The 25,135-nt window shown below is 64.6% G+C and carries 21 protein-coding genes; 13 read left to right on the top strand and 8 right to left on the bottom strand.

Annotated elements, in window-relative coordinates; translation table 11 throughout:
• Positions 1-55: 55 nt before the first annotated feature.
• Positions 56-1,090: a LacI family DNA-binding transcriptional regulator gene (locus U5A65_RS14270; RefSeq protein WP_321935674.1), complete on the bottom strand. Its 1,035-nt coding sequence runs from the start codon at positions 1,088-1,090 to the stop codon at positions 56-58.
• A gap of 156 nt (positions 1,091-1,246) precedes the next feature.
• Between U5A65_RS14270 and U5A65_RS14265 the strand changes: the two genes are divergently transcribed.
• Both U5A65_RS14265 and U5A65_RS14260 read left to right on the top strand, forming a co-directional pair.
• On the top strand, positions 1,247-2,284 hold the full coding sequence (locus U5A65_RS14265) for a sugar ABC transporter substrate-binding protein (protein WP_415764918.1): 1,038 nt from the start codon (positions 1,247-1,249) through the stop codon (positions 2,282-2,284).
• 43 nt (positions 2,285-2,327) lie between these two features.
• The gene (locus U5A65_RS14260) at positions 2,328-3,326 is read left to right on the top strand and encodes a fatty acid desaturase (protein WP_321946634.1); all 999 of its coding nucleotides are present in this window, start codon (positions 2,328-2,330) and stop codon (positions 3,324-3,326) included.
• A gap of 14 nt (positions 3,327-3,340) precedes the next feature.
• Here the strand turns inward: U5A65_RS14260 and U5A65_RS14255 are convergent, their stop codons facing one another.
• The gene (locus U5A65_RS14255) at positions 3,341-4,291 is read right to left on the bottom strand and encodes a DMT family transporter (RefSeq protein ID WP_321910726.1); all 951 of its coding nucleotides are present in this window, start codon (positions 4,289-4,291) and stop codon (positions 3,341-3,343) included.
• A 125-nt stretch (positions 4,292-4,416) separates the two neighbouring features.
• Between U5A65_RS14255 and U5A65_RS14250 the strand changes: the two genes are divergently transcribed.
• Positions 4,417-5,223, top strand: coding sequence for a helix-turn-helix transcriptional regulator (locus tag U5A65_RS14250; RefSeq protein ID WP_321946633.1), 807 nt, complete (start codon positions 4,417-4,419; stop codon positions 5,221-5,223).
• A gap of 87 nt (positions 5,224-5,310) precedes the next feature.
• Positions 5,311-5,529, top strand: a complete 219-nt coding sequence (locus U5A65_RS14245) for a hypothetical protein (RefSeq protein WP_321910728.1) — start codon at positions 5,311-5,313, stop codon at positions 5,527-5,529.
• Between the two features lie 84 nt (positions 5,530-5,613).
• Here the strand turns inward: U5A65_RS14245 and U5A65_RS14240 are convergent, their stop codons facing one another.
• The 4 genes from U5A65_RS14240 to U5A65_RS14225 form a co-directional block, all read right to left on the bottom strand.
• Positions 5,614-6,807, bottom strand: coding sequence for a porin (locus U5A65_RS14240; RefSeq protein WP_321946739.1), 1,194 nt, complete (start codon positions 6,805-6,807; stop codon positions 5,614-5,616).
• Positions 6,808-6,938: 131 nt separating this feature from the next.
• Positions 6,939-8,285: a c-type cytochrome gene (locus U5A65_RS14235; protein ID WP_415764853.1), complete on the bottom strand. Its 1,347-nt coding sequence runs from the start codon at positions 8,283-8,285 to the stop codon at positions 6,939-6,941.
• An 8-nt stretch (positions 8,286-8,293) separates the two neighbouring features.
• Positions 8,294-10,069: a GMC family oxidoreductase gene (locus U5A65_RS14230; RefSeq protein ID WP_321935671.1), complete on the bottom strand. Its 1,776-nt coding sequence runs from the start codon at positions 10,067-10,069 to the stop codon at positions 8,294-8,296.
• On the bottom strand, positions 10,070-10,819 hold the full coding sequence (locus U5A65_RS14225) for a gluconate 2-dehydrogenase subunit 3 family protein (RefSeq protein ID WP_321910731.1): 750 nt from the start codon (positions 10,817-10,819) through the stop codon (positions 10,070-10,072).
• Positions 10,820-11,129: 310 nt separating this feature from the next.
• Here U5A65_RS14225 and U5A65_RS14220 point away from each other — a divergent pair, with 310 nt between their 5' ends.
• From U5A65_RS14220 to U5A65_RS14180, 9 genes are all read left to right on the top strand, one after another.
• Entirely contained in the window at positions 11,130-12,077 is a 948-nt protein-coding gene (locus U5A65_RS14220; protein ID WP_321946632.1) for a dihydrodipicolinate synthase family protein, read from the top strand.
• Positions 12,078-12,109: 32 nt separating this feature from the next.
• A complete protein-coding gene (locus tag U5A65_RS14215; protein ID WP_321946631.1) occupies positions 12,110-13,690 on the top strand; it encodes an aldehyde dehydrogenase (NADP(+)) in 1,581 nt (526 codons plus the stop codon).
• Positions 13,691-13,962: 272 nt separating this feature from the next.
• Positions 13,963-15,063, top strand: coding sequence for an ABC transporter substrate-binding protein (locus U5A65_RS14210; protein WP_233886549.1), 1,101 nt, complete (start codon positions 13,963-13,965; stop codon positions 15,061-15,063).
• Between the two features lie 127 nt (positions 15,064-15,190).
• A complete protein-coding gene (locus U5A65_RS14205; protein WP_321935667.1) occupies positions 15,191-16,270 on the top strand; it encodes an ABC transporter ATP-binding protein in 1,080 nt (359 codons plus the stop codon).
• The gene (locus U5A65_RS14200; RefSeq protein WP_321910736.1) at positions 16,267-17,148 is read left to right on the top strand and encodes a sugar ABC transporter permease; all 882 of its coding nucleotides are present in this window, start codon (positions 16,267-16,269) and stop codon (positions 17,146-17,148) included. Before U5A65_RS14205 ends, U5A65_RS14200 begins: the two co-directional genes overlap by 4 nt.
• Positions 17,148-18,074, top strand: coding sequence for an ABC transporter permease (locus U5A65_RS14195; protein WP_321910738.1), 927 nt, complete (start codon positions 17,148-17,150; stop codon positions 18,072-18,074). The genes U5A65_RS14200 and U5A65_RS14195 overlap by 1 nt, the downstream gene beginning before the upstream one ends.
• Before the next feature lie 44 nt (positions 18,075-18,118).
• Positions 18,119-19,870 carry an L-arabinonate dehydratase gene (gene araD / locus U5A65_RS14190; RefSeq protein WP_158759603.1) on the top strand — a complete coding sequence of 584 codons (1,752 nt, stop codon included), beginning with the start codon at positions 18,119-18,121 and terminating at the stop codon, positions 19,868-19,870.
• A 119-nt stretch (positions 19,871-19,989) separates the two neighbouring features.
• Positions 19,990-21,198: a porin gene (locus tag U5A65_RS14185; RefSeq protein WP_321910740.1), complete on the top strand. Its 1,209-nt coding sequence runs from the start codon at positions 19,990-19,992 to the stop codon at positions 21,196-21,198.
• A gap of 261 nt (positions 21,199-21,459) precedes the next feature.
• Entirely contained in the window at positions 21,460-22,650 is a 1,191-nt protein-coding gene (locus U5A65_RS14180) for an amidohydrolase family protein (RefSeq protein WP_321946630.1), read from the top strand.
• A 76-nt stretch (positions 22,651-22,726) separates the two neighbouring features.
• On the opposite strand, the gene U5A65_RS14175 is transcribed toward U5A65_RS14180, so the two are convergent.
• Both U5A65_RS14175 and U5A65_RS14170 read right to left on the bottom strand, forming a co-directional pair.
• Positions 22,727-23,353, bottom strand: coding sequence for a GNAT family N-acetyltransferase (locus U5A65_RS14175; protein ID WP_321946629.1), 627 nt, complete (start codon positions 23,351-23,353; stop codon positions 22,727-22,729).
• A 153-nt stretch (positions 23,354-23,506) separates the two neighbouring features.
• On the bottom strand, positions 23,507-24,880 hold the full coding sequence (locus tag U5A65_RS14170) for an NHL repeat-containing protein (RefSeq protein WP_321946628.1): 1,374 nt from the start codon (positions 24,878-24,880) through the stop codon (positions 23,507-23,509).
• Positions 24,881-25,135: the final 255 nt, after the last annotated feature.

Genomic DNA, 25,135 nt, shown 5'->3' with positions numbered 1-25,135 from the left:
AGAAAGCCGAAGCTTGCGGGGCGATGCCGTCACCGCTTTGCGCTTGAATCGCGCATTACGCCGTTGCTGGCGGTAAATTCGCCTGCAGATAAATCGACATCGGCGTTTGGAGCGGCAAGCTCGCGGCGGCGCCGCGGTTGTAGTGGGCGAGAATCACCTCGACGGCGCGTACGGCCTCGACGAACGGGCTTTGATCGAGCACCGCGTCCATCACGCCTTCGGCGAGCAGCGCACGGCTGATAGTCGTGAGTTCGTGGCCGATCAGGGTCGTTGCGTGCTCGCGCTTGAGCGCCTTGAGCGCACGCGCAATGCCTTCGTCGCCAACCGAAAGATTGTAGATGCCGCGTAATGCCGGGTATTTCTTGAAGGCGTCGCGCGTGAGGCGTTCGGTCGAGGCGGCGTCTTCGCGGCTTTCTACCGTGGTGACAACTTCGCAAGCCGGAAAGCGGCTGCGCAGCACCGAGCGGAAGGCGCCGTCGCGTTCCTCGTGCCCCAGGTAGGTGCGCAGGCCCGCGATCACCAGGACCTGGCCGCCCGTCTCGCCGAGAAAGCGGCCCATCAATTCGCCCGCCGTGCGCCCCGCGCAGCGGTTGTCGATGCCCACATAAGCAAGGCGGCCCGTGTCGGGCAGATCGCTCGCAAGGGTGACGAGCGGCATCTTGCGCGCCACGCGCGTGAGCGCATCCACGACCACGGGATGCTCATAAGCGACGACGATCATGGCGTCGGCCTTCTGCGCGGCGCGCTCGATTACGCGCGCGAGCGACTTCGGTTCGAGGTCGTCGAAAAACGTGAGCTGACACATCACGCGGTAGGTTTCGAACGACTTCTGCGCAAGCTCGAAGCCGTGCCGCAAGGCGACGTAGTAGGGCGAATCGGGCTGCTGCGTGACGATGGCAACGCGCAGCCAGCGCACGGACACTTCGTCCAGCGCGCGATCCATCTTGAGCTTGCGCGCCCATTCGAGCACGCGCGCTTCCTTGTCGCGCGCCACGCCGCCGCGCCCGTTCAACACGCGCTCGACCGTGGAATAGCTCACGCCCGAGGCCTTCGCGACGTCTTCCATCGTGGGTTTGCGTCTCGTGTTCATGCGCGCTTTCCGTGCTTTCCAGTAGACAAGTGATTCTGAGGAATTCTCCTCAAGAATCCGTTTGAGAGCGGAAATTCATTCAACTACATTTTAACCATCCAAACGGGCTGTCCGCGCGGACATCGACACGACACAAACTGGAGACACCCCATGAACATGACGAGATTTCGCGTGGGCCGCATGTGCGCGGCCGCGCTCGCGGCAATGGCGCTCTGTAGCGGATTCGCGGCGAATGCGGCGCATGCCGACGAGCGCTTCGTGATGGTGAGTCACGGCTCGGATTCGAACGTGTGGTGGAACACCGTGAAAAACGGCATGCGCGACGCGAGTGAAGACTTCGGCGTGCCGGTCGATTACCGCAATCCGCCCACGGGCGACACCGGCGACATGGTCCGCATTCTCGAACAGGCCTCGGCGCGCAACTACGCGGGCGTCATCACCACGGTGCCGAATCAGGAGATGATCCAGAAAGGCCTCGCGGGTGTGAAGGCGAAGCATATTCCGGTCATCACGATCAACGGCGGCCCGGAAGCGGGCATGAAGCTCGGTGCGATCCTGCACATCGGCCAGCCCGAATACGAAGCGGGCAAAGCCGCGGGCGAGCGCGCGAAAGCTGCCGGCATTCACGACTTTCTGTGTGTGAATCACGGTGCGGACATCCAGGCGCTGTGGGACCGCTGCAAGGGTTTTGCCGACGCCATCGGCGCCGACTACAAGAAGTCCACGATGGATAGCGGCGAAGACCCGACCGTCATCGAGAGCAAGGTGGCCGCGTATCTGCGCTCGCATCCGAACACCCAGGCGATTCTCGCGCTCGGCCCCGATCAGGCAGCGGGCGTGCTGCGCGGCGTGACCGACGCGGGCAAGGCCGGCAAGCTCTATGTCGCGACGTTCGATCTTTCGCCGGATATCCTCAAGGCCGTTCAGGCAGGGCAGATCCAGTTCGCAATCGATCAGCAGCCCTATCTTCAGGGTTATCTCTCGGTGGCGGCGATGGCGATCGCGGTGCGCGACAAGACCACTGACCCGGCCCATATCGTCGCCGCGCTCAAGGACGACAAGAAGGTGGCGGCGCGTCTCGCGAAGTACGACCTCAAGCCGGTTTATACCGGCTCGACGGTGAGTTCCGGTCCGAGCTTCGTTACGCGAGACAACCTTGCGCCCGTGCAGAAGTACGCGGGTTCGTACCGGTGAAGGCAGGCATGAAAGAGACAACCTCTCGCGCGGAGCACGGCAAATGAACATCGACATGAATGCGTGGTACCGGGTGGAAATCGACCGCAAGCGTCTCAAGGCATTTTCCACTCGCACCAACGCGCGGGGGCTGATGCAGGTGGGCGGCTTCCTCGCGCTCGTCGTGGCGACTGGCGTGCTCGCGTGGTATTCGCTCGGCACGGCCTGGGCAATTCCCGCTTTCTTCCTGTACGGCACGGTGTTCGCGTTCAGCGAGGCCGCCGCGCACGAGCTGGGGCACGGGACCGCGTTCAAGACGCGCTGGATGAACGAGACCGCCTACTGGATCATCTGCTTCATGTCGTGGCGCGAACAGGTGTACAGCCGCTGGCTGCATGCGCGGCACCACACCTTCACGCATCTGACCGCCGAACCTTATCAGGACCCCGAACTGGCGTTCAAGCGGCCGCTCAGCTACGTGAAGCTCGTGACGGATTTCTTGCGCATTTCGCATGGCATCCAGTTTCTCGGCGCGATCGTGCTGCACAGCTTCGGCATCGTGACGAAGGGCGCGAAGGACGTGGTGCCGCCAGCCGAGTACCGCAAGATGTGCGCGAATTCACGCGTGCTGCTCGCGTGCTACGTGGCCGTGTTCGCGTGGGCGCTGCTCGCGCATAGCTGGCTGCCGATCCTGTTCCTGTTCGTTTCGCGTGCCTATGGCACCTGGCTGCATGAGCTGTGCGCGCTCACGCAGCACACGGGGCTCAAGGAGAATGTGCTCGATCACCGCGTGTCGAGCCGCACGGTGCTGCTCAATCCCGTGGTGCGCTTTCTCTACTGGAACATGAACTATCACATCGAGCATCACATGTTTCCGAGCGTGCCGTTTCACGCGCTGCCCGGTTTTCATGCTGCGGTAGCTTCGCAAATGCCGAAGCCCTACGCGGGACTGTGGCCAGCGTGGCGCGAGATTCTTGGGATCTTCGCGCGCCAGCAGCGCGATCCGGAGTATGTGGTCGTGCGCGAACTGCCGATGGGCAAGCGCGGCGACGCGGTGGCGTAGTGAACGACTTCCGCTCAGGAAGCCTGCGCGCCGCGCGCGTTGGCGGCGCGGCGGCCGAATGCCTGGCGGACCCAGCTTTGCGCGTTCACCACCAGCAGACCCACCAGCACGAGCGCCGAGCCAAAGAGGAACGCGGGCTCCACGCGCTCGTGCAGCAGCACGACGCCGAACGCCACGCCGAACAGCGGCGTCATGAACGAGAGAATGCCGAGGCGCGCGGCCAGATAGCGGCGCAGCAGCCAGAACCACACGAGATAGCTGACGAACGAGACGAGCAGCGTCTGGAACGCGAGGGAGGCCAAGGCGAGCGGCGTGCCCCGAAAATGCGCCTGGCCGGTCAGAAACGCGAACGGCATCAGCACGACGAAAGCGCCCGCCAGTTGATAGAAGAGCGTTTGCGTGGCGGGGGCCTCGCTCAGGCGGCTCGTGCGCACGACAACGGTGGTGAGCCCCCACGCCGCGCCCGCGCACAGGCCCATGAAGTCGCCGAGCAGCCACAACGGCGAGCCCGGTGTGCCGTCGCCCAGCAGCGCGGGCCCGAGGAACGTGATGGCGATGCCCGCGAAGGCGATCGCAATGCCGACCCATTGCAGCCGCGCGAGGCGTTCGTCTGGCAGGCGCACATGCAGGCCGATGGCTGCGAACATCGGCGCGGTATAGAGAAACACGGCCATGTGCGAGGCATTGGTCCAGCGCAGGCCCATCGCCACGAACACGAATTCGATCGCGAACAGGCCACCCGTGACGAGCCCGGCGCCGCGCGCGACGCCCGGCAGCCAGCGCTCGCGCGAAACGAGCCGGTTGAAGAGCCACACGAGCGCCGCCGCCACGCCCGAGCGCAGCCCGATCTGCAGCATGGGCGGGATGTCCCCGGCCACCGCCTTGATCGCGGCCTGCTGCAGACCCCATGCGAGGCATAGCGCCACCATGATGGCCACGGCCGTTGCGTCGACTTGCTTTCTCATTGCGGACTCGCTGACTTGAAGGATTCGGCTGAAGTTTGTTGGCAGTGGGCGTAGTATTGATGCGTCGGGATGCGCGCATATAGCGCAAAACTGACAATCGATAGCCCCAGACCGCCATGCCGAACATGCCTAAAGTGCCTGACCGTGCGCGCCCGGCGCGCCATCTGCGCCTGCCGCCCTTTACCGACGTGCTGCCCACGCCGGTGTTCTTCCGCATGGAGCACATGCCTTCGCACGCCACTTATCCGCAGATGTGCCACCCGTGGGGCGAGTTCGTCTACGCGTTCAGCGGCACGACCGAGGTGAAGGCGGGCGACGAGCACTACATCACGCCGCCGCATCTCGGGCTCTGGATCGCGCCGGGCACGGAACACGTGGGCTTCAACGAGCAGGAGACGGTGCATTGCTCGGTGTACATCAGCCGCGACCTGTGCACGCGCATGCCGGCAACGAGTTGCGCGGTCATGGTGTCGCCGCTCGTGCGCGCGATCCTCGAACATCTGCGCGTGACGCCGGCGGAAGAAGAGGGGGAAGCGCCGCGCGCGCGTCTGTTGCGCGTGCTCGTGGATCAGCTGTCGACCTGCGCGACCACGGGCAGCTTCGTGCCGCATACCGACGACGCCGATCTCAACGCGATCCTCCAGGTGCTGCGCCAGAATCCTGCCGACAATCGCTCGCTCGCCGAGCTGGCCGATGCATTTCACATGAGCGAGCGCACGCTCATGCGCCGCGCGCAAAACGAGCTGGGCATGTCGTTGACGGAGTGGCGCCAGCGCATCCGGCTCGTGAACGCGCTGCCCATGCTGCACGCGGGGCGCAGCGTCGAGGCCGTGGCGCTGGATTTGGGGTACGCCACGTCGTCGGCTTTCATTGCAATGTTCCGACGATTGACGGGCACGAGTCCCGGGCAGTTCGTGGCGCGTACGCGTTAAGCATAGGGGCGCGCGCAACCATTACCAGACCTCACGAAACCCCACAAAACCCTAAAGATTCCCCGCGCGTGCGCCGTTAGAGCATGCATGAAAACCCTACTCACCCAGACCGACGCACGCTTCATCCTGTCGATCGCCCTCGAACTGGCCGAAAGCCAGGCCGCCGCGGCCGGGGTTCAGTTCGAATCGGCGGCAGGATCGGCAATTTGCGACGATGTGATCGCCGCCACGCTTTCGCAGTTCGCGCCTACCGTGACGATCGACGAGTTCTACGGCCTGCTGGACCGGCCCGAGGTGCTGCACTGAACGGCAGCGCCGCTGAAAAAAAGCGGGCGCTCACGCCATGAGCGCCCGCAGCTTCGTTGCATCGGCAACGAAGTCGAAGTTTGCTTAGAACTTCTGACGCAAGCCCACGCTCACGATGGCTTGCGACTGCGTGGCCGACGAGTGACCGTTGCCCTTGTCGGACACCGAAGCCGTCGCCGCGACCGGATTGCCGGCGGCGTCGAGCGTCATGCCCGATGCATGCTGGTAGCCCGCGAGCAGATACACCGTCGAGCGCGTCGAAAGATCGTAAGTCGCGCCTACCGAAACGTTGTGGTACTGCGCGTCCTCATCCACGCCTTCCACGGCGCTGCCACGGGTGTAGCTGTAGCCCGCGAACAAATGGGTGCGCGGCTGCACGTTCCACTGCGTGAAAATACCCGCGATATTGAAGATCGCGTTGCCCGAGAACAGCGAATTCGCGCCCGAGCGGTACTGCACGTTGCTGTAGTTCACGCCGACCACGGCCGGGCCGAAGTCCCACGTCGCGCCTGCCGCCACGACCTGCTGCGATTGCGCGCTCGCATAGCCTTCGTTGATTGACGAGTTGAAGGTGCCGTCGTACGTGCCCTGCCACTTGCCGTAGGTGGGGTCGTCGAGGCCGGTCTTGCTGTTGTCCGAGCGCTCATAGCCCACGCCCATGCGCAGCGGTCCGTTCGCATAGCCCGCGCCCACGCTCCACGTGTTCTTGCGCTTCATGCTGCCAGGCTGGCCGCCAAATCCGTACAGCGCGCCGAACGTGAAGCCCGCATAATTCGCGCTCGTGTACTTGATCGAGTTGTCCACGCGCGTGGTCTGGTCGAGGTCGTCGATGTCGCCCGGATGCGCGCCGAATCCGCCGATGAAGTTCACGGGCGCGACCGGCCCGACGAAGTCGTCGAGCGAGGTGTACTGGCGGCCCATGGTGAGCGAGCCGTAGCGCTGGTCCGCGAGCCCCACGAAGGCCTGGCGGCCGAACAGGCGCCCGCTTTGGCCCGAGGTGCCGTTCGTGATGTCGAAGCCGTCTTCGAGCAGGAAGATGGCCGCGAGCCCGTTGCCCAGATCCTCCTTGCCCTTGATGCCCCAGCGGCTGCCCGAGAGATTGCCGGTGGAGAGCGCCACGTTCGAATGGCCCGTGTACGCGCCCGTGGTGCCCGTACGCTCGTTGCTGCGATACGTGATGCCGGCGTCGGCAATGCCATAGAGCGTGACCGAACCTTGCGCCAGCGCGACGCCGGCCAGCGAGAACAAGACTGGTGCGGCGAGCAGGTGTTTTCTCATCATTTGTTGTTTCAACGTCTATAGATCGCCTCGTGAGCGATTTTCTGGTTATGCGCGCACGCGCTCGCGGCCTCGTAGACGAGACCGCAAGCGCGAAACGCGGGGGAGGAAAAGGGGCGGCGCTAAGTGCGTTAGCGCTTGAGCGTTGCGCCGGGCGGTGATTCCGGCGTGCTCACGGTGACGGTCTTGCGGACCTTCGCGACGTCTTCGGCGCTCACTGGCGCGCCGGCGTTGCCCCAGCTCGTGCGCACGAAGGTGGACACGTCGGCCACTTCCTGGTCGGACAGACGCCAGCCGAACGGCGGCATCGTGAACGACGAGGGCGCGGATTTCGTGCCTTCGAGCGCGCTGCCTGCGAGCAGCACGTGAATCAGCGAAGTGGGGTCCTTACCCTGCACGACCGGGTTGCCGCCGAGTGCCGGGAACACGCGCGTGTAGCCGCGTCCGTCGCTGCGGTGGCAGGCCATGCAGTTGTCGCGATAGACCGCCGCGCCGCGTGCGCTCGCATCGCCGTTTTGCAGCTTGTTCGCGGCGGCGGGATCGTAGGCGTACGACGTCTCCTTCGGGTCGCTCGTGGGCAGCGTCTTCAGGTAGCGCGCGATGGCGAGCAGGTCCGCGTCGTTCATGTGCTGCATGCTGTGCTGAACCACGTCGGTCATGCCGCCGAACGCGGCGGTATGCAGATTGCGCCCGGACTTGAGGAGCTGCACGATGTCGTCCTCGCTCCAGCTGCCTAAGCCCGTGCGCGGGTTGCCGCGCAGGCTCGAAGGCACCCAGCCGTCGATCGGGCCGCCGCCTGCGAGGAAGTCGTCGCCTTCAAGATCGGTGAGCGCGAGTTCCTGCATCGTGCTTGCGCGCGGCGTGTGGCACGCGCCGCAGTGGCCGAGGCCCTGCACGAGATACGCGCCGCGCGCGACGATCGCATCGTTGTAGTGCGCGCCGTCGAACGCCTGCACCTTCGGTGCGAACAGCATGCGCCAGGCGCCGAGCGGCCAGCGCATCGAGAGCGGCCAGGGAATGTCCACGGCGCGGTTCTGCACGTGTACGGGCCCGACGCCACGCATGAAGTACGCGTACAGCGCTTTCATGTCGTCGTCGCTCAGGCGTGCGTACGAGGGGTAGGGCATCGCGGGGTAAAGCGTCTCGCCGTTCGGCCGCACGCCTTCGCGCACGGCTTTGGCGAAGTCGTCGTAGCGCCACTTGCCGATGCCGGTGTTCGCGTCGGGCGTGATGTTGGTCGAGTAGATCGCCCCGATGGGCGTGTCGAACTTCAGGCCGCCCGCGAACGGCTTCCCGCCCTGTGCGGTGTGGCAGGCAATGCAGTCGCCGGCGCGTGCGAGGTATTCGCCATGCGCGACGAGCGCAGCGTTCGGCAGTTCGGCCGCGTGCGCCGCGAATGATGCGAACGCCGCGACAGCCGCACCCGATACCATTGCGCGTGCAACGTTCGCCCGCGCGGAGAAAAGATTCTTCTTCATGCGGCTCTTCACACGCTCACCAGCGGACCGGGGTTCTTCAGATACTGGTTGCGAATGGCTTTCGCGCTCCAGTAGGCGAGGGCGGCGACGAGGCCGGTCGGGTTGTAGCCGATCCCCTGCGGGAACGCGGAGGCGCCCATCACGAACACGTTGTGCACGTCCCAGCTCTGCAGATAACGGTTGATGACGCTGGTGTTGGGGTCGTTGCCCATCACGGCCCCGCCCACGAGGTGGGTGGTCTGGTAGCGGCGCGAGTCGAAGTGCGCGCCGAATTCGCGCGTGTACACGTTGATGGCCTTCGGGCCCATCGCCTCGGCAATCTTTTGCATCTGGCCCGTCACGTACTGCGCCATCTTGATGTCGTTGTCCTTCCAGTCGAAGGTCATGCGCAACAGCGGCTGGCCGTACGCGTCGCGATAGGTCGGGTCGAGGTCGAGGTACACGTCGCGGTAGGACATGTTGGAGCCGTGCGCATCCATCGAAATGGTGTGCGCGTAGTGGTCCTTCACTGCCTTCTTCCACCCGGCGCCCCAGTTCGGTGTGCCCGCGGGCGTGGCGATGCCGCTGATCGGCTTCACGCCCGCCTGGTTCACCCACAGCGGCGAGCCGCCCACGAAACCGAGCGGCCCGTGGTCGAAGTTGTCGGCATTGAAGTCGTCCACGGCCACGCCGTTGCCGCCCGCGCCGATGAACGGATTCGTCCACGTGTCCTTGTCGAAGAACGCCGTGATGGTCGAGAGGTTCTGGTACGCGAAGTTGCGGCCCACCACGCCCTCGCCCGAGACCGGGTCATAAGGCTTGCCGATGCCCGAGAGCAGCAGCAGGTGTACGTTGTGATACTGGAACGCCGAGACGATCACGAGGTCGGCGGGTTGGAACACTTCCTGGCCTGCCGGATCGATGTAGGTCACGCCGGTGGCGCGCTTTTTCGTGCCGTCGAGTTCCACGCGCAACACGTGGCACTTCGAGCGCAATTCGAAGTGCTTTTCCTGCTTGAGCGCGGGCAGAATGTTGAGATTCGGCGAAGCCTTCGAATACATGTAGCACGCGTAACCGCTGCAATAGCCGCAGAAGTTGCACGGGCCCATCTGCACGCCATACGGGTTCGTGTACGGCCCCGACGTGTTGGCCGAAGGCAACCGGTACGGATGCAGACCGAGGGACTTCGACGCGTCGAAGAAGCGCTGCGCCGAATACGTATTCAGTTGCGCGGGCAACGGAAAGTTGTCGCTGCGTGCGGCTTCGAACACGTTGCCGTCGCCAACCACATTGCCTTTGACCTTGTACGCCTGGCCCGAGGTGCCGAATACCTTCTCCGCGAAGTCGAAGTGCGGCTCCAGTTCGTCGTAGCTCACGCCGTAGTCCTGGATCGTCATGCCTTCGGGGATGAACTTCTTGCCGTAGCGCTCCTCGTAGTGGCTCTTCAGGCGCAGCTCTTCGGGCGTGATGCGGAAATGCACGCCCGACCAGTGCAGGCCCGCGCCGCCCACGCCTTCGCCAGGCAGGAACGCGGCGAGCTGGCGGTAGGGCAGCGCGGTGTCGTTCACACCGTGGCGGATCGAGACGGTGGTCTTCGAAAGGTCGAGGAAGAGCTTCTTGCGGATGTTGTACGTGAGTTCGTCGATGGTGTTGGGGTACGCGCCGTCCGGGTAGGTGTCGCGATACTCGCCGCGCTCGAGCGCGACCACGGTGAGGCCCGCTTCCGTCAGTTCCTTCGAGAGGATCGCGCCGGTCCAGCCGAAGCCGACAACCACGGCATCGACGTGAGGTTTCTTGATCGCCATTTACGTACGCTCTCCGTTGATCGAGACCGGGCCGTACGGGTAAGGCTTGCCGTTCTGGTTGACGAAATCCATGAAGTCGGCGCGCGCGCCGGGGAAACCGATCATCTTCCACGCGGCCATGTCGCGGTTGCCGCCGTGGATCGGGTCGCAGAAGTAGCCTTCGCGCGTGTTCTGCAGCAACTGGCCGAAGAACACGGAGGCCGGCACGCCGTCCAGTTCGACCTTGCCCGCTTCGAGCGCGCCGAGCACGCTGTCGCGCGTGCTGGCGTCGAGCGCGTCGAAGTCCTTGCCGTACGCCTTCGTGCAGTACGCGTTCACGGCCTGGATGCCGAGCCGGTAGATGTCGCGCGGCACGAGCTTCAACTGGTAGCCGAGTTCGGGCACGCCTTGCTGGAACGGCCCCTGCAGGTACCAGAGCGCGCCGTGCGCGTAGGGCGTGTCCATCTGCCGGTCGATGAATTCGGGCACGCCCGCTTCCAGCGCGCCGGGGCCTTCGGAATCGGCGGGAATCAGGCGGTCTGCGGCGGCTTCGACAAAGGCCCACTCGCGCGCGTCGAAGAAGCGCGGCTTGTAGGCGGCGGCCTGCCCGGCTTGAGGCGCTGCGTTCGGCGCAGAGGCGGCGCTGCCCGCCGTGGCGGTTGCGCCCGACGGCGCTTTGCCGCCCTCGCAGCCCGCCAGGGCGCTGGCCGGCACGAGCACCGCTGCCGTGCGTAGGAAGCCGCGGCGTGTCGTGAGAGGAGATTCAGACATTGTGGGATTCTGTATGAGTTCGGCGCGGCGTGATTCGATCGTGTCCGCGTAGCGATCTTGCCCGCTGCGCGCGACATGCCACCGCGACGGCCAAGGAACGCAGATGTTAAATGGAACCGGTTCCACGATTGGGACGCGATTCTACAATATTCCTTTACGGGGCCTGTACCGGCCGCGCAGGGGCGGGGCGGGCCCTGCAACGGGGCTCTCCGAACAAACCCTAACAAATGCAACAAGTTGTTTGACAACTAAGGCGGGCCGATGCTACTGTGCACGGTATTGACAACCCTCCATCCCAGCACGAGGCCTCATGAACGTGTCCCCGATTGTCGAGAGCGAATTCGCCTCGACTGTGATGGCAGTGCCGCCGCTCGCACGCCGCCCCGACTTCTCCCTCGACGTTGAACAGAACGGCAAGCTGATCCGCCATATGGAAGCGGGCGGCATTCGCACGCTGCTGTACGGCGGCAATGCGAACCTGTACCACGTCGCCGTGAGCGAATTCCGTGAGTTGCTTGACATGCTCGCCGACCTCACCGCGCCCGAAACGCGCGTGATCCCGGCCATCGGTCCCGACTACGGCAAGATGCTCGACCAGGCGCGCATCCTCGCGCAAACGTCGTACAAGACGGCCATGGTGCTGCCGTTGTCCGGCTTCACCACGCCCGCAGGCGTGGAAGCGGGCCTCACGCGCATCGCCGACACCGCAGGCATTCCGCTCACGCTCTATATCAAGAGCGAAGACTATGTCGACGTGGACACGCTCGTGCGCCTGATCGACCGCGGCACGCTCATCGCCGTCAAGTACGCCATCGTGCGCAAGGACCCGGCGAACGACCCGTATCTGCGCCGCCTGCTGCAAAGCGTGCCGGCTTCGAAGGTCGTCTCGGGCATGGGCGAGCGCCCGGCGCTCGTTCACGTGCGCGACTTCGGTCTGGCCGCCTGGACCACGGGCTCGGGCTGTATCGCTTCGAACACCATCATGGCGCTCTTGAAGGCCGCGAAGGAAGGCCGTGCGGAAGAAGCGCAACGCCTCTACGATGCCTTCATGCCGCTCGAAACGCTGCGCGACGACATCTCGCTGATCCGCGTGCTGCATGACGCCGTGACGCTCTCGGGCATCGCCGACATGGGTCCGATCCTGCCGCTGCTCTCGCAGTCGCCTGCTGAAGCACTGCCGGCGATCGGCGAGGCTGCCAAGGCGCTGCTCGCATTCGAGCAGAAGCTGGCCGCTTCGGCCCAGACGGCCAACGCGTAAGCGGCGGCGAAAAGCAATTGAACGGAGCGAACATGCAGATTACTGGAGCAATGCTGCTGGGCGCGCAAGCGGTGCGCGGCGAGGCGGGCGAGATGCGCGCCTTCGCGCCGGCGCTCGGTCAGGAGATCGAGCCGTCGTTCGGCCTCGGCGGTAAGACCGAAGTCGCGCGCGCTTGCGAACTCGCGGCGCAGGCGTTCGACGCCTTCCGCGCGGCCCCGCACGAAACGCGTGCGCGCCTGCTCGAAGCGATCGCCGAACGCATTCTCGGCATCGGCGACGCGCTGATCGAGCGCGCGCATCTCGAATCGGCGCTGCCCAAGGCGCGCCTGGAAGGCGAGCGTGGCCGCACGGTTGGCCAACTGCGTCTTTTCGCGTCGCTCGTGCGCGACGGTCGCTGGTGCGGCGCCGTGCTCGACTCGGCGCTGCCTGAGCGCAAGCCGCTGCCGCGCTCGGACCTGCGCGCGCATCGCATCCCGGTCGGCCCCGTGGCCGTCTTCGGCGCGAGCAACTTCCCGCTGGCGTTCTCGGTGGCGGGCGGCGATACGGCTTCGGCGCTGGCCGCCGGCTGCCCGGTCGTCGTGAAGGCGCACCTGGCGCACCCCGGCACCTCGGAACTCGTGGGCCGCGCGATCCAGCAGGCCGTGGCTGACGTCGGTCTGCCCGAAGGCGTGTTTTCGCTCGTCTTCGGCGGCGGCAATGAAGCGGGCGAAACGCTCGTGGCGCATCCGGCCATCAAGGCGGTGGGCTTCACGGGTTCGCGCCGCGGCGGTCTCGCGCTTTCGCATATCGCGGCTGCGCGCCCGGAGCCGATTCCGGTCTACGCCGAAATGAGCAGCATCAACCCGATGTTCGTGCTGCCCGCGGCGCTGGCCGCGCGCGGCGAAGCGCTCGCGCAAGGCTTCATCGATTCGCTCACGATGGGCGTGGGCCAGTTCTGCACGAACCCGGGCCTCGTGCTCGCGATCGACTCGCCGGAACTCGACCGCTTCGTGAAGGCGGCAAGCGCCGCGCTCACGCAGAAGCCCTCGCAAAGCATGCTGACGGCGGGCATCGCCTCGACGTATGGCGAAGCCGTTGCCGCGCGTAAGCAATTGCCCGGCATCGAGAACCTGGCCGAAGGCACGAAGACGGACGCGCATTGCGACGCGCTGCCGGTGCTCTTCAAAGTGAGCGCCGAGCAGTTCCTGGCGCAGCACGCGTTGTCCGACGAGATCTTCGGGCCGACCTCGGTGGTCGTGGCATGCCGCGACGAAGCCGAACTCGCGCGCGTGGCGGAGCACCTCGAAGGCCAGCTCACGGCGACCCTGCACATCGACCGCGACGACTACGCAATGGCTGCGCGCCTGATGCCGATTCTCGAGCGCAAGGCCGGCCGCATTCTCGCGAACGGTTTCCCGACGGGTGTCGAAGTCTCGTATGCGATGGTTCACGGCGGCCCGTTCCCGGCCACCTCGGACGCGCGCACGACTTCGGTGGGCGCGATGGCGATCGAGCGTTTCCTGCGTCCGGTCTGCTATCAGGACCTGCCGGCTGAACTTCTGCCGGTCACACTGCAGAACGACAATCCGCTCGCGCTGTGGCGTTTGCGCGACGGCGAGCTGGTGAAGCAGTAATCCCGCGAAGGCGGTCGGGAAAGCGCCTGCAGAAGCTTTGCAGGCGCTTTCTCCAAACGGATGCCGACAAGAGGCTCACAGTAGTCTCACAAAGAGCCTGACGTTGCTTGACAACTTGGTGCGTGGTTCGGCATCCTGTGTCCGGCTTGGGCAATACAAAAATGGCCGCGTTAGAACAAATTCCATAACAAGTGTGAGGAGATGCGATGTTCGATGGACGCTTGAAGGCCAGCGTGCTGGCCGTGTGTGTGGCGGCCGCCACGGCGCTCGGCATGAGCGCAGCCAAGGCCGATCCCGTTTCCCTGAACATTGTCGACGTGGCCGGTAACCTGCAGCTCACGCAGAAGGCCTTCGAAGCGTTCAAGGCGAAGAACCCGAACCTCGTCTCCAATATCACTTACACCAACGCGCCCGCGCCGCAGTTGCCTGGCAAGATCAAGGCAATGCAGGCCGCCGGCCGCGCCGACATCGATCTCGTGCTGACGGGCACCGACGCGCTCGCCGCCGGCATCGAACAGAATCTGTGGATGAAGCTGCTGCCGGATCAGCAGGCAGCGCTGCCGGGCGTGCTCGACAAGTACGCGCCGGGCCCGCGCAAGATGCAGGATCTCGCGCAAGGCTATGGCCTCGAAGTGTCGTACATGCCGGCCGGTCCGTTGATCGAGTACAACCCGGCCAAGGTCGCCAAGCCGCCGCAAACGCCGCAGGAACTGCTGGCGTGGTGCAAGGCGAACCCCGGCAAGCTGATCTATGCGCGTCCGGCCAACTCGGGCCCGGGCCGCACGTTCCTGATGGGCCTGCCGTACCTGCTCGGCGACAAGAACCCGCAAGACCCGATCAACGGCTGGGACAAGACCTGGGCGTTCCTGAAGGAATTGAACTCGTGTGTGCCCTACTACCCGGGCGGCACCTCAGCGGTGATGAAGGAACTGGGCGAGGGCACACGCGACATGACGGTGACCGTGACGGGCTGGGACATCAACCCGCGCGCGCTCGGCATCGTGCCGGCCGACTTCAAGGTGCAGGCGTTCAACAACATGACGTGGGTGAACGACGCCCACTTCATGGTCGTGCCGAAGGGCGTGTCGAAGGAGAAGCTCGCGGTGCTGCTCAAGCTCATGAACTTCATGCTCGAGCCGCAGCAGCAGGCCATGACGTATGACGACGGCTACTTCTACCCGGGCCCCGCGGTGAAGGACGTCACGTTGCAAATGGCGCCGAAGGAAAGCCAGGACGTGATCGCGAAGTACGGCCGCCCCGAATACGCGAAGTGGCTCACGGCTTATCCGCATGTCCAGCCGCTTTCTGCCCAGGCCATGGTCGCGGCATTCCAGAAATGGGACCGCGAAGTCGGTTCGCAGAAGTCGCAGTAACGAGAGGAAGGAAGAGGAAGACTCAGCAATGGACGGACGGTGCTTGTGTGGCTTCGCCGGGCGAGCGCCGTTCTCGATCCCTGCTCACGCAGGTTGATCTCATAGTCTTGTTGGTCAGGAACGTGTCATGAAGCATTCTTTCGATCGTCTGCGCCTCGACTCGGTATGCCGTAGCTTCACCAACGCGGAGGGGACGCAGCTCGCCGCGCTGCGTGATCTCGACCTCGACATTCGCCGCGGCGAATTCATCGCGCTGCTCGGCCCTTCGGGCTGCGGGAAATCCACGGCGCTCAATTGCATTGCAGGCCTGCAACCGCTGACGAGCGGCAGCATCTGGCTGGACGACCTGCGTATCGACGTGCTGCCGCCCGAGAAGCGCGGCTTCGGCATGGTGTTCCAGAACTACGCGCTGTTCCCGCACATGACGGTGCTGGAAAACGTCGGCTTCGGCCTGAAGATGCAGGGCGTGCCGCGCGAAGAGGCAAAGCGCCGCGCGCGCGAGGCACTGCAGCTCGTGCAGCTCGTCGGTCATGAAAACAAGCTGCCCGGCCAGCTTTCGGGCGGCCAGCAGCAGCGCGTGGCGATTGCCCGCGCCATCGTCATCGAGCCGCCGCTCGTGCTCATGGACGAGCCGCTCTCGAACCTCGACACCAAGCTGCGCATTGAAATGCGCGCGGAAATCCGCCGCATTCACGGCCAGCTCGAACGCGCCACCATCTACGTGACGCACGATCAGGACGAAGCGCTTTCGATGGCGGACCGCATCGTCGTGATGAAAGAGGGCGCCGTGCAGCAGGTGGCGACGCCGAAGGAAGTCTATAGCCGCCCGTCGAATCTGCATGTGGCGCGCTTCATGGGCTTTCGCAACGTGCTGCCGTTTGCGATTACGGGCGAGCAGGGCGACCATATCGCGATGTCGTCGTCGGGCATCACGCTCACTGGCGTGCCGATGGGCGAACTGAACGGCGGCGAGATCTCGGTGGCCATGCGTCCCGAAGATTTCGAGCGCGCGAACGCGGGCGACGCCAACGCGTTCGAGGTGGAAGTGGAAATGGTCGAGTACGGCGGCCGCGATTCGCTGCTGCTCGCCAACGCGCCGTTCGGCAAGTTGTGGGCGCGCGTGGAAGGCGAATTCGCAGCGGGCGAGCGCGCCACGCTGCGCGTTGCGCCTTCGCACGTGCTGGCCTATGCGGAGCGTGCGTCGTGAGCACGCTCATTGCGTCTTTGACCCGGGCGCCGCGCGATTCGCGCGGCTGGCTCATCACGCCTGCGCTCGGCTTCATCATCGCGATGTTCCTCTATCCGTTCGCCTACGGTCTCGTGCTGTCGTTCAAGCCGATGAACGGCGGCGGCATGTTCGCGAATTATCTGCAGTTCATTCACGACCTCGCGCTGTGGCCCACGGTATTCGTCACGCTCAAGCTGGCGGTGCCCGCGACCCTCATCAACGTCGGGCTCTCGCTGCCGGTGGCCTTTGCGCTGCGCCGCAAGTCGCCGTACCAGAAGCTCGTGACCACGCTGCTCGTGATTCCCGTCACGCTCGGCACGGTGCTGATCGCCGACGGCATGCTCAGCTACTTCGGCCCGAACGGCTGGTTCCCGCAGGCGCTGCACGCGCTGCATCTGTACACGAGCGAAGAGATCCGCCTCACGCACAACTACTGGGGCGTGTTGATCTCGCTGATCGTTTCGGGTTTCCCGTTCGCGTTTTTGCTCACGCTTTCGTACGTCACCGGCATCGACCCGACGCTCGCGCGCGCGGCGGCAACGCTCGGCGCAGGCCCGTGGCAGCAGTTCCGCCAGATCTATTTGCCGCTGCTCGCGCCCGGTCTCACGATGGCCGCGTGCCTTTCGTTCGTGCAGGCGTATTCGGTGTTCCCTTCGGCGGTGCTGCTCGGTGCGCCCGCTGGCCCCACGCGCGTGATCTCCATCGCGGCTTCCGAAGCGGCGTTCGAGAGCTATGACTACTCGCTCGCCTCGACCATCGCGATCGTGATGGGCTTCGTGCAGCTGGTCGTCGTGGCTGCGATGTTGAGCGCGAAGCGCTTCTTCTACTCGGGCCCGGTGAGTGGAGGGAAAGGCTGATGACCGCACATCAACGTAACGCGGCCGGCCTCGGTTCGGGTGCGCAGGTGGGCGAGGAACGTGCCACGCCCGCCGCCAATGCCGCGCCGGCAAAGCCCGCTTCGCGCCTGCCCGATGTGCTCTGGAAAGTGTTCATCTGGGGCGGCGTGGTGTTCTTCCTGCTCAACGTGGTGCTGCTCATCGCCACCGTGGGCGTGAACTCGATCGCCACGCGCTGGTTCGGCACGCCGTTGCCGCAAGGCTTCACGCTGCACTGGTATGCACAGGCGTGGCGCGACTTCCAGCTTTCGAGCGTGCTGTGGGTGACGTTCGAAGTGGTGGGCTCGGTCGTGCTGCTCTCCATCGCGCTGGGCGTGCCCGCCGCGTACGCTTTGGCACGCGCGCAGTTTCCCGGCAAGCGCATGGCCATGCTCGTGTTCCTGCTGCCGCTCATGGTGCCGCCCGTCACGTACGGCATTCCGATGGCGACCGCCATGTACCAGGTCGGCCTCGCGGGCACGCTGCCCGGCGTGATCCTCGCGAACCTGGTGCCCGCGCTGCCGTTCGTGATCCTCGTGATGACGCCGTTCATCGAGCAGATCGATCCGAATCTGGAATCGGCCGCGCGCATTTTCGGCGCAAACACGCTGCGCTATTTCCGTTATGTATTGCTGCCGCTTCTCGTGCCCGGGATGCTGGCGGCGGGGCTGCTCGTGCTCGTGCGCACGATCGGCATGTTTGAACTCACTTTCTTTACCGCCGGACCCGACACGCAAACGCTGGTGGTTGCGCTGTACTACGCCGTCTTTTCGACGGGCGTGCGTGCGCCGCAATCCATCGACGCCATGGCGATGATCTATATGGCCATCACGCTTGCGTGGGTGCTGGTCGCCCTGCAGTTCGTCAGCCCGACACAGCTCGTGTCGCGCGTGAAGGAGCAACGCTAGGCCAGTGCCGGCGGCTTTACTGGAAACACCTGGAGCAACGCAAGATGAGCAAGAAGCGAAAGACCCCCGAAGAACTGCGCAGCCACCGCTGGTATGGCGTGAACGACCTGCGGTCGTTCGGCCACCGCTCGCGCACCGCGCAGATGGGCTACAGCCGCGAAGAGTACGCGGGCAAACCGGTGATCGCGATCCTCAATACGTGGAGCGAGATCAACCCTTGCCATACGCACTTCAAGCAGCGCGTGGAAGAGGTCAAGCGCGGCATCTGGCAAGCGGGCGGTTTCCCGATCGAGCTGCCGGTGCAAACGCTCTCCGAGCCGTTCCAGAAGCCCACCACGATGCTCTACCGCAACTTCCTCGCCATGGAAGCGGAAGAGACGATCCGCTCGTACCCGGCCGACGGCGTCGTGCTGATGGGCGGCTGCGACAAGACCACGCCCGCACTGCTGATGGGCGCGATCTCGATGGACCTGCCCACGATCTTCCTGCCCGCGGGCCCGATGCTCAACGGCAACTGGAACGGCGTGACGCTCGGCTCGGGCTCGGACACCTGGAAGTACTGGGCCGACCTGCGCGCGGGCAAGATCACGGAAGAAGACTGGAAGGGCGTGGAAGGCGGCATCGCACGCTCGCCGGGCCACTGCATGACGATGGGCACGGCGTCGACGATGACGAGCGCCGCGGAAGCGCTCGGCTTCACGCTGCCTGGCTTCGCCTCGATCCCCGCGCCGGACTCGCGCCATGCGCAGATGTCCGCGAAAACGGGCATGCGTATCGTCGAAATGGTGTGGGAAGACCTGAAGCCTTCGGACATCATCACGCGCAAGTCGGTCGATAACGCCGTGACCACGTGTCTCGCGCTCTCGGGTTCGACCAACGCGATCGTGCACATGATCGCGCTCGCGCGCCGCGCCGGTGTCGATCTCACGCTCGCGCAGTACGACGAAATCGCACGCCACACGCCGGTGCTCGCGAATATCCGCCCGACCGGCAAGTACCTCATGGAGGACTTCTACTACGCTGGCGGCCTGCGCGCGATGCTCAAGGAACTGGGCGACCTGATCGACGGCACGCAGATGACCGTGAACGGCAAGACGCTCGGCGAGAACATTGCCGACGCCGAAATCTACAGCGAAGAGGTGATTTATCGCCGTGCGAAGCCGCTCATGCCGGATACGGGTCTCGCCGTGCTGCGCGGCAACCTCGCGCCGGACGGCGCGGTGATCAAGCCGGGCGCAGCGGAAAAGCACCTGCACGTGCATACGGGCAAGGCGGTCGTGTTCAAGGACTACAACGACATGGCCGCGCGTATCGACAGCGAAGATCTCGACTGCGACGAGAACAGCGTGATCGTGCTCCAGCACGCGGGTCCGGTGGGCGCGCCGGGCATGCCCGAGTGGGGCCAGCTGCCGATTCCGCAAAAGATTCTGCAGAAGGGCGTGCGCGACATGTTGCGTATTTCCGACGCCCGCATGAGCGGCACGAGCTACGGCGCGTGCGTGCTGCACGTGGCGCCGGAGTCGTTTATCGGCGGTCCGCTCGCACTCGTGCAGGACGGCGACCTGATCGAGCTGAACGTGCCGGAGCGCCGCCTGAACGTGCTGATCTCCGACGAAGAGATGGCGCGCCGCAAGGCCGCGTGGGTCGCGCCGGAACCGCGCTTCAAGCGCGGCTATGGCGCGATGTACCAGATGCACGTGATGCAGGCCAACAACGGCTGCGAATTCGACTTCATGCAGCGTGACGGCGTGGGCGGCGCGTGCGCCAGCGCGGGCGGCGAACCCGAGATTCACTAAGGAGACACCTTCGGCAAGGAGCGCTTCAGGGGTGTCGCGCTCCCTGCCGGACAGGAGGCAATGTAGCAACCAGGGTTTTAACGAGTATCAAACCACAACGACTAAAGATAGGACTACCGATGAAAAAAACTATCCTCGCTTCCGCGCTTGGACTCGCGGCGCTGGGCGCACACGCGCAAAGCAGCGTCACGCTGTACGGTATCGTCGATACCGGTATTGGTTATCAGAGCAGCTCGGCGAAGCTCGGCAGCAACGCCGGCGGCGCTTCCGTTGTCAAGATGGTGCAGGGCGTGTGGGCCGGCTCGCGTTTCGGCTTCAAGGGTAGCGAAGATCTGGGCGGCGGCACGCGCGCGATCTTCCAGCTCGAAGAGGGCTACAACTCGGCAACCGGTGCGCAATCGACCTCGGGTCTGATGTTCAGCCGCGCTTCGTGGATCGGTGTCGCGAACGCCAACTACGGCACGCTGACGGCTGGCCGCCAGTACGCGCCGTACTACACGCTGCTCTCGCCGTACAGCCCGACCACGTGGCTGACCGGCGCATACGGCGCGCACCCGGGCGATATCGACTCGATGGACACGATCTATCGCATCAACAACTCGCTGGTCTATACGTCGCCGAACATCGCGGGCCTGACCGTGAGCGGCATGTACGCGCTGGGCGGTGTGGCGGGCGCGACCGGTGCAGGCCAGTCGTGGAGCCTGGCCGCGCAGTATCTGCATGGTCCGGCAGGCATCGCAGTGGGCTTCGAGCGCCTGAGCAACGCGGCGAACGGCGGCGGCCCGTGGGACGCGAACTCGACGGCGAACAGCGCCGGCGAGCCGGGCGTTTCGGCGCTCACCAACGGCTTCCAGTGGGCGCAGACGCAACAACGCCTCGCCGTGACGGCCGGCTACCAGTTCAGCTCGCAGTGGGATATTTCGGTGGCCTACTCGAACGTTCAGTACATCCCGGGCGTGAATTCGCACTTCGGCGACACGCAGATCTGGAACACGGGCGGCGTCGTGCTGCACTACAAGCCGATCACCGTGCTCGACCTCGCGGCCGGTTTCGCGTACACGCGCGCGACCAAGGCCAACGGCATCCAGAGCGCCGCTTCGTACGCACAGTACAACATGTCGCAGTACTACACGCTCTCGAAGCGCACGGGTATCTACTTCGTCGAAGCGTACCAGCGCGCGGGTGGCCAGACGCTCGGCACGCCTAGCGCGACCGGCGCAAGCAGCATCATCAACGCGACGGCCGACATCGGCGACGGCCAGAACAGCGCGCCGTCCTCGTCGCGCAGCCAGGTTGCGGGCGCGATCGGTATCGTTCACCGCTTCTAAGTCTTTTCACGCTCCGAAAGCAGTATTTTCGGCGGTGCCGGGTTTGCCCCGGCGCCGCCGTTTTTTTTGTGGGGTGGGAATCGCTGCACAGCCACGCCGCTCATTGACGCTGCTGGCCGTCCGCTGCGTCAAAAGTCAAGACGAGATATGCTGGAGCCACATGAAATTTCGCTATTGGCTAACCGTCTTCGTCACGATCAGAGGCATTCAGCGCACACTGGTCACCCGTATCTCCGGCTCCGTAGAATCGGCACGACATTCATGACTTCCTCACTTCATCTCTCCAACGTTCGCCTCGCCGATGGCCAGCGCGTTTGCGTCGCGGTCACCAACGGCTGCATCGAGGCAATCGGACCGCACGTCGCGGCCCAGCCGGGCGTGCCGGTCGTGGACGGCGGCGCGGCCTTGCTCTTGCCGGGTTTCGTCGAAGGCCACACGCACCTCGACAAGAGCAACTGGGGCCGCCCGTGGTATCGCAACGAGGTCGGGCCGCTGCTCACCGATCGCATCGGCAACGAGCGCGAATGGCGCAAGACATCGGGCCACGACGCCGCTGCGCAGTCGCTCGCACTGTCGCGCGCATTCGTGCAGGCGGGCACGACGCGCATGCGAACCCATGTCGATATCGACACTGACGCGCGTTTGCGTTTTCTCGAAGGCGTGTTCGCCACGCGGCACACCATGGGCGATATCCTGGAGATGCAGATCGTCGCGTTTCCGCAGTCGGGCATGCTGATCCGGCCGGGTACGGTCGAACTGCTCGACAGCGCACTGGCGGCCGGCGCCGACGTGCTCGGCGCGCTCGACCCGGCGCTGATCGACGGCGATCCCGTCGCCTCGCTGAACGCCACGTTCGAACTGGCGGAGCGCCATCGCAAGCCGATCGATATTCATCTTCACGAGCCCGGCGAGGTTGGGGCGTTCACGCTTAAATTGCTGCTCGATCGCGTGCAGGCGCTCGGCATGCAAGGTCAGGTTGTCGTGAGCCACGCATTTTGTCTGGGCGCGTTGCCGGAGCGCGAGCGCGACGCATTGATCGAGCGCATCGCGCAACTGCGCGTGGCCTTGCTCACGAGCGCGCCGCCTTCGTGCCCGGTGCCGCCGCTCAAACTGTGCCGCGAAAAGGGCGTGACGGTGTTTGGCGGCAACGACGGCATTCGCGACACGTGGTCGCCATATGGCGTGCCCGACATGCTCGAGCGAGCCATGTTGATCGGCCTGCGCTACGACTTGCGGCGCGACGACGATATCGCGATCGCATTCGATTGCGTGAGCGATGCCGCCGCGCGTGGCTGCGGTTTCTCCGACTATGGCCTGCGCGCGGGCGCGCGTGCGGACCTCGTGGTCGTGGAGGCGGAGAGCGTTGCGCATGCCGTCGTCGCGCGGCCAAAGCGCAAGCTTGTCGTCGCGAACGGACGCGTCGTCGTGCGTGACGGCGAGTTGACCGTGTGAACAAGCGGCAGGACGTTCAGTATGTCGATGGGCCGATCGAGCACGGTTGCGTGATCGACGATGGCGCGCAGAACCATCAAATGTCGCGCCACTCCATCTCAACTATCTGGCGGCCATCCAGGTCGTTGGTCCGAAATCTGTCCAAAGATTGAAAGCCGTTTCGCTGATAGAACGATAGCGGCGGTCCTGTATGGCACCAGAGACGGATTCTCGCAGCATGCGAATCTGCTCTTGCCCATGTGACGACCTGTTGCACCAGCAAGCTGCCCAATCCTTTTCGTCGGTGAACCGGATCGACCCAAAGGCCCCCGACGCTATATGCGTCATCGTCCTTTTTAATGCCGAAAACGAATGCGGCAACGCTTTCAGGATGCTCGACGAGGAACATTCGGGACCCCGCCGGCGTCGTGACTATGCCGGCGCAGGTATTCCAGTACGCGTCGTCGCGAGCGCTGGCGTCTTCCACACTCTCCCAGTAAGACTGAGGGTCGCACGCAAGCGCCCTCAAACGAAGCGCCTTCAATAAACGCCATTCGTCTCGCTGTAGGCATCTGATTGTGAACTCAGAGGGGGGCACGGCAAGACCTCGCGCGGGCGTGCTTTTGGGGTCGGTCACGACGTCGGCGTATTCCACCGGCAACGTTGGAATAGTAAAACTAACAATACCAGGCTCATCAACGAAAATTCGCGAAAGCTGCGCCAAGCCTGTAAATCAATCACCGATACGACAGTGCTAGCCTGATGCGCACTTTCCGTTGACGGGCCGAGTCGTCCACGCGCGCATACCGTGGACGAATACGTCCGGAAGTCGCCAAACCGCTTATCGAGAACGGAACCCGGCCTGGCCAACGATTCGCTACTTGGCTGCGGCCGCTGGCGTGAGGAGGCGAATTTCACTGTTGCTGTAGTCGCTGACGTAGAGATTGCCGTTCGCATCGACGGCCACGCCGGTCGGGCCAGCAAACGAGGCAGCGGTTCCAATGCCGTTAGCTGAGCCGCGCGATCCCGAACCTGCGATCGTCGCGACGTCGCCGGTGGGCGTAATGTGGCGAATCGCATAGTTCATGGTGTCGCCAACGTACAGGTTGCCGCTCGCATCGAACGTCACCTTGTACGGCAGGTGGAATGACGCAGCGGTGCAGTTACCGTCTGCCGCGCCGGCAGTCGTGCTTCCGGCAAACGTTGTGACGACGCCTGATGCCGTGACTTTGCGGATCTCGTTGTTCGAGGAATCCGCGACATAGATGTTGCCGCTTCTATCGACCGCCAACCCAAACGGCGTGTTGAACGATGCAGCGGCACCCGCGCCGTCTGCCGAACCTGCAGTTGGCGATCCCGCGATGGTCGTGACGACGCCAGCGGAAGTGACTTTGCGGATCTCGTTATTGACAGTGTCCGCGACAAAGACGCTGCCGCCCGTATCCACCGCTACCCCAAACGGGGAGTTGAACGAAGCGGCCGTGCTCGTGCCGTCGGCCGAGCCCGCAGTTGTAGACCCCGCGAGGGTGGTGACGACACCCGCAGGCGTGATCTTGCGGATCTCATGGTTGAACGTATCGGCGACATACACGTTGCCCCCCGCATCAACCGCGAGGCCGTTAGGACCATTGAACGAAGCCGCTGCACCCGTGCCGTCGGCCGCGCCTGCGGCGCCTGACCCGGCAAGCGTGGTGACGTTCCCTTCGGGCGTGATCTTGCGGATCAGATTGTTTCCTGTGTCCGCCACATAGACGTTGCCCGCGGTGTCCACCGCGACGTCGTCAGGTAAATCAAACGAAGCAGCGGCGCCTATGCCGTTGGCCGAGCCGTGCGCGCCGGAACCCGCGAATGTCGCGACATCGGCTAGAGCCGTCGCGCACGCGATGTCCACGTTGGACACATTGGCTGTCGCGGTTCCGCTGCCGTTGCTCACCGCGCAATATTGCCAGAGAGGCTGCGTGCCAACAGTCACGGCGTAGGCAGCGTTCAAGGCGACCGGCGCGGCGAAGGTGAAGGCGCCGGAAGCGGCCAGCATCAGCAGATCGGTTCCGTTGTCCAGCAGAGTCAGCTTTGCGTTCGAGGACAGGCCGCTAACGGAACCGCCGATGGTATAGGAGGCAGTCACAGGGGCTGCCGCCGAGGAACCTGTTTTTGAGGCAGTCGAACCGCCCCCGCCGCACGCGGCGAGCAGCAGGCACAAGACGGAAGAGGCGGCCGTTGCGCGCGACGTTGAAGTTGCAGGGTTGATCACAGGGTTGGATGCGTTGTTATATGTTGGGTGTACCCGATAAGGTCGCCGAGGGCGTGCGCTGTCGACGAGCGTTCGCTGTTCCCAGTCAAGTGTCGACGCAGTTCCCGTGACGCTTGCCGATCGCGGCGTGATTCTCTGACTAACGGCGCAGCAGCGCAATTTCTTGAGTCGGAATCGTTCCCGTTGACGCGGTCTCCCCGAAAATCCGCGAAGAACCAAAAAAAAGCGCCCGCATGGGGCGCCAAAACGCAAACA

This window comes from Paraburkholderia sp. J10-1 (genome assembly GCF_905220165.1).
GTDB lineage: Bacteria > Pseudomonadota > Gammaproteobacteria > Burkholderiales > Burkholderiaceae > Paraburkholderia.
Note: the sequence above shows the minus strand (reverse complement) of the source record. Positions and strands in the feature narration are given on the sequence as shown.

Bases quoted from the DNA above. Each gene is read 5' to 3' on its own strand.
- U5A65_RS14270 (WP_321935674.1), bottom strand. From the start codon at position 1,090: ATGAACACGAGACGCAAACCCACGATGGAAGACGTCGCGAAGGCCTCG.
- U5A65_RS14265 (WP_415764918.1), top strand. From the start codon at position 1,247: ATGACGAGATTTCGCGTGGGCCGCATGTGCGCGGCCGCGCTCGCGGCA.
- U5A65_RS14260 (WP_321946634.1), top strand. From the start codon at position 2,328: ATGAACATCGACATGAATGCGTGGTACCGGGTGGAAATCGACCGCAAG.
- U5A65_RS14255 (WP_321910726.1), bottom strand. From the start codon at position 4,291: ATGAGAAAGCAAGTCGACGCAACGGCCGTGGCCATCATGGTGGCGCTA.
- U5A65_RS14250 (WP_321946633.1), top strand. From the start codon at position 4,417: ATGCCTAAAGTGCCTGACCGTGCGCGCCCGGCGCGCCATCTGCGCCTG.
- U5A65_RS14245 (WP_321910728.1), top strand. From the start codon at position 5,311: ATGAAAACCCTACTCACCCAGACCGACGCACGCTTCATCCTGTCGATC.
- U5A65_RS14240 (WP_321946739.1), bottom strand. From the start codon at position 6,807: ATGAGAAAACACCTGCTCGCCGCACCAGTCTTGTTCTCGCTGGCCGGC.
- U5A65_RS14235 (WP_415764853.1), bottom strand. From the start codon at position 8,285: ATGAAGAAGAATCTTTTCTCCGCGCGGGCGAACGTTGCACGCGCAATG.
- U5A65_RS14230 (WP_321935671.1), bottom strand. From the start codon at position 10,069: ATGGCGATCAAGAAACCTCACGTCGATGCCGTGGTTGTCGGCTTCGGC.
- U5A65_RS14225 (WP_321910731.1), bottom strand. From the start codon at position 10,819: ATGTCTGAATCTCCTCTCACGACACGCCGCGGCTTCCTACGCACGGCA.
- U5A65_RS14220 (WP_321946632.1), top strand. From the start codon at position 11,130: ATGAACGTGTCCCCGATTGTCGAGAGCGAATTCGCCTCGACTGTGATG.
- U5A65_RS14215 (WP_321946631.1), top strand. From the start codon at position 12,110: ATGCAGATTACTGGAGCAATGCTGCTGGGCGCGCAAGCGGTGCGCGGC.
- U5A65_RS14210 (WP_233886549.1), top strand. From the start codon at position 13,963: ATGAGCGCAGCCAAGGCCGATCCCGTTTCCCTGAACATTGTCGACGTG.
- U5A65_RS14205 (WP_321935667.1), top strand. From the start codon at position 15,191: ATGAAGCATTCTTTCGATCGTCTGCGCCTCGACTCGGTATGCCGTAGC.
- U5A65_RS14195 (WP_321910738.1), top strand. From the start codon at position 17,148: ATGACCGCACATCAACGTAACGCGGCCGGCCTCGGTTCGGGTGCGCAG.
- araD (WP_158759603.1), top strand. From the start codon at position 18,119: ATGAGCAAGAAGCGAAAGACCCCCGAAGAACTGCGCAGCCACCGCTGG.
- U5A65_RS14185 (WP_321910740.1), top strand. From the start codon at position 19,990: ATGAAAAAAACTATCCTCGCTTCCGCGCTTGGACTCGCGGCGCTGGGC.
- U5A65_RS14180 (WP_321946630.1), top strand. From the start codon at position 21,460: ATGACTTCCTCACTTCATCTCTCCAACGTTCGCCTCGCCGATGGCCAG.